The following is a 3815-nucleotide window of genomic DNA, read 5'->3' as shown; positions in this document are numbered from 1 at the left end:
CCCGGGAGCCCCGCCCACCCCCCGGGGGGGTTTTCCCCGGAAAGAGGAGGCGGGCCCCCGCCCCCCTTCTTCTTTTTGCCAGATAACCCCGGGGGTGCGCGAAGCGGGGGGGCCGCCCCCCCTCCTGCCTCGCCACAAGCTGCAGTCTCCCGCTTGGCAGCGCCGTCTTCGGCCACCATATTGAGCCCATGCTGCGCTTCACCCCGATCCTGCTCGCCCTGCTCTATGCCATCGCGATGTACCGATTCTCGGCCTGGCGCACCGCGCGCGAGCTCGATGCGCGCTCGACCGAGCTTGCCGATCCGAGACTGAAGCAGCTCACCGACCGCATGGCGACGGCGCTCGACCTGCCGCGGATCCGGGTGAACATCTACGAAATCGAGCCGGTCAACGGGCTCGCGGCGCCCGACGGGCGGATCTTCATCACGCGTGGCTTCCACGACCGTTACCGTGCAGGCGAGGTCAGCGCCGAGGAGCTTGCGAGCGTCATCGCCCACGAGCTCGGGCACGTGGCGCTTGGCCATTCGCGCCGGCGGATGATCGACTTCTCCGGCCAGAACGCCCTGCGCACTGCGCTCGCCATGGTGCTGAGCCGCTTCATTCCGGGCTTCGGTCCGTGGATCGCCACGACGCTCATGCGGCTTCTGGCAGCACGGCTGTCGCGAGGGGACGAGTACGAGGCCGACGCCTATGCGGCGGCGCTCCTGCACAAGGCGGGAATCGGCGTGGGGCCGCAGAAGACGCTCTTCGAAAAGCTCGAGCGCCTCACCCGCAGCCGCGGCGGCGCGGTTCCCGCGTGGCTGCTGTCGCACCCGAAGACCTCGGAGCGGATCGCCGCCATCGAGGCCTTGGAAGCGCGCTGGGAGGCGGTGTCGCGGAACTGAGCGCTCAGCGGTTGAGAAGCGAGCGGATCATGCTGCGCTTCTCGTGGTCGCTGCGGTCGTGGTGGATGATGTCGCGCAGCCGGGCGCTGTATTCGGGCGGCAGCTTGTCGACATCGAGGCCGGGCGACAGGAACACCAGCTGCTGCTTCTCGCCCGCGGTCAGCGGCACCGGGCGGCCGAATCCGAGCGGCAGCCGCGGAAACGAGCCCTCAGCGGCGTTGCCACGCGTGGGAGACGCCACGGCGGCGAGAATGATACCAAGCACCACGAGCGCTACGCTGACGGCTTTCAAGAGCATCTGACCTGCCTTTCGCTTTCCCTCAAAGATAGGCCCTGCCGGGCCGCGTGCAAGCCCCGGCCCTGCCGGCGCGCCACGGCCACAGCCCTCAGTCGCAAAGCACCAGACCACCACCACCGTTCTTGACACCCCCGCCCTGCGGCGCCACAAGGCGGCATCGACATAACCCGCAACCGGGCGTTCCGTGGGCGCCAAACCGACGAGGAGAGCCAGACCAATGGCCCAAATCTCTCTTACCTTCCCCGATGGCAATGTGCGCGACTTCGACAGTGGCGTGACTCCGGCCGAAGTCGCGGCGTCGATCTCGAAATCCCTCTCGAAGAAAGCCATCTCGGCGCAGGTCAATGGCCAGCACTGGGACCTGCAGTGGCCGATCGACGAGAGCGCCGAGATCGCCATCAACACCCTTCAGGACGACGCACCGGCGCTCGAGCTGATCCGGCACGACCTCGCGCACGTCATGGCGCGCGCCGTGCAGGAGATCTGGCCCGACACCAAGGTCACCATCGGCCCGGTCACCGAGAACGGCTGGTTCTACGATTTCGACCGCGCCGAGCCCTTCACCCCCGAGGACCTCGGCGCCATCGAGGCGAAGATGAAGGAAATTATCAACGCCCGCGACGCCGTGCGCACCGAGATCTGGGACCGCGCCCGCGCCCGCGCCTTTTACGAAGAGCGCGGCGAAGGCTACAAGGTCGAGCTCGTGGACCGCATCCCCGAGGGCGCGGACATCCGCATGTACTGGCACGGCGAGTGGCAGGATCTCTGCCGCGGCCCGCACCTGCAGAGCACCGGCCAGCTGCCGGCGGATGCCTTCAAGCTGATGGGCGTGTCGGGCGCCTACTGGTTCGGCGACGTCAACCGCCCGATGCTCCAGCGCATCCAGGGCGTGGCCTTCCGCAACCGCGACGACCTGAAGAAGTACCTCACCTTCCTCGAGGAAGCCGCCAAGCGCGACCACCGCAAGCTCGGCAGCGAGATGGATCTCTTCCACCTCCAGCCCGAGGCGCCGGGCCAGATCTTCTGGCACCCGAACGGCTGGACCGTCTACACCTCGCTGCAGGACTACATGCGGCGGATGCAGCGCAAGGACGGCTACGTCGAGGTGAACACCCCGCAGGTGGTGAACCGCAAGCTCTGGGAAGAGTCCGGCCACTGGGAAAACTACCGCGAGAACATGTTCATCGTGGAAGTGGACGAGGAAGGCGCGCGCGAGAAGACCATCAACGCGCTGAAGCCGATGAACTGCCCGTGCCACGTGCAGATCTTCAACCACGGGCTCAAGTCCTACCGCGACCTGCCGCTGCGCATGGCCGAGTTCGGTTCGTGCAACCGCTACGAGCCCTCGGGCGCGCTGCACGGCATCATGCGGGTCCGCGGCTTCACCCAGGACGATGCGCACATCTTCTGCACCTTCGACCAGATCGAGGAGGAGTCGAAGAAGTTCATCGACTTCCTCGCCAAGATCTATGCCGACCTCGGTTTTGACAGCTGGCGGGTGAAACTCTCGACCCGGCCCGAGAAGCGCGTGGGCTCGGAAGAGAGCTGGGACAGCATGGAGGAGGCGCTGGCCAACGCCTGCAAGGCCGCCGGCCGCGAGTTCGAGATCTTCCCGGGCGAAGGCGCCTTCTACGCGCCCAAGCTCGAGTTCGTGCTGACCGACGCCATCGGCCGCGACTGGCAGTGCGGCACGCTGCAGCTCGACCCCAACCTGCCCGAGCGTCTCGACGCGAACTACGTCGGGCAGGACGGCGAGAAGCACCGCCCGATCATGTTGCACCGCGCCGTGCTGGGCTCGTTCGAGCGCTTCATCGGCATCCTGATCGAGGAACACTCGGGCAAGCTGCCGTTCTGGCTGGCGCCGCGGCAGGTCGTTGTGGCCTCGATCACCTCGGAAGCGGATGACTATGTGCACGAGGCCGTGGCCGCGCTGCGCGCCGCCGGCGTCCGCGCCGAGGCCGACGTGCGCAACGAGAAGATCAACTACAAGGTGCGCGAGCACTCGCTCGGCAAGGTGCCGGTGATCCTTGCCGTGGGCCATCGCGAGGTCGAGGAGCGCACCGTGACGGTTCGCCGTCTGGGCGAGAAGCAGACCCAGGTCCGCAGCCTTGACGAGATCGCGGCCGAGCTCGGCACCGAGGCCACGCCGCCGGATCTGCGCGGCTGATCACATCCCGCTCCCGCCAGCGTGCGCGGCGGCTGTAACATTCCTCACGACGGGCCCCCACGCGATGCGCGGGGGCCCGTTGCGTTGTAACAAAGGCCCCTCCGGGCCCGTGATGACGTTACGACCGCGCTTTCGCGGTTTTGGAATACCTCATCTTTTCAGCGTCCTGAGGCCGCGCATCCGATCCCCGGGCAACGACGGGGGATGACACCCGCGTGACGCCCTCCCCCGTGAAGGGCGCGGGCTGCGGACCGGGCGCACCATTCGGGTGTCGCCGGGTTGAACCCGCCGACACCATCCAACGGGACCTTCAACAGGGAAGATGAAGATGTCGAACAAACTGAAAACCGTGGCGCTGCTGGGCGCCGTTGCAACCGCCGTCACGCTCAGCGCCCAGACCGTGCAGGCGCAGGCCAAGGAGAAGTGCTTCGGCGTGGCGCTGGCCGGCCAGAACGACTGCGCCGCC

Annotated in this window: 4 protein-coding genes; 3 read left to right on the top strand and 1 reads right to left on the bottom strand. The window is 67.4% G+C overall.

Annotated features, from left to right (window positions below; genetic code table 11):
- Window positions 1-188: 188 nt before the first annotated feature.
- On the top strand, window positions 189-884 hold the full coding sequence (locus HC022_RS20885; protein WP_167453703.1) for a M48 family metalloprotease: 696 nt from the start codon (window positions 189-191) through the stop codon (window positions 882-884).
- A 4-nt stretch (window positions 885-888) separates the two neighbouring features.
- On the opposite strand, the gene HC022_RS20880 is transcribed toward HC022_RS20885, so the two are convergent.
- Entirely contained in the window at window positions 889-1182 is a 294-nt protein-coding gene (locus HC022_RS20880) for a hypothetical protein (protein ID WP_167453702.1), read from the bottom strand.
- Between the two features lie 217 nt (window positions 1183-1399).
- Between HC022_RS20880 and thrS the strand changes: the two genes are divergently transcribed.
- Window positions 1400-3349 (top strand): threonine--tRNA ligase, encoded by a 1950-nt coding sequence (thrS, locus tag HC022_RS20875; RefSeq protein ID WP_167453701.1) that lies wholly within the window; start codon window positions 1400-1402, stop codon window positions 3347-3349.
- Window positions 3350-3677: 328 nt separating this feature from the next.
- Window positions 3678-3815: DUF2282 domain-containing protein (locus HC022_RS20870; RefSeq protein ID WP_167453700.1), on the top strand; the 138-nt coding region annotated here is incomplete at its 3' end.

This window comes from Salipiger sp. HF18, from assembly GCF_011806505.1.
Classification (GTDB): Bacteria; Pseudomonadota; Alphaproteobacteria; order Rhodobacterales; family Rhodobacteraceae; genus Salipiger; species Salipiger thiooxidans.
The sequence above is the reverse complement of the archived record's forward strand: the minus strand, read 5'-3'. Positions and strand labels throughout refer to the sequence as shown.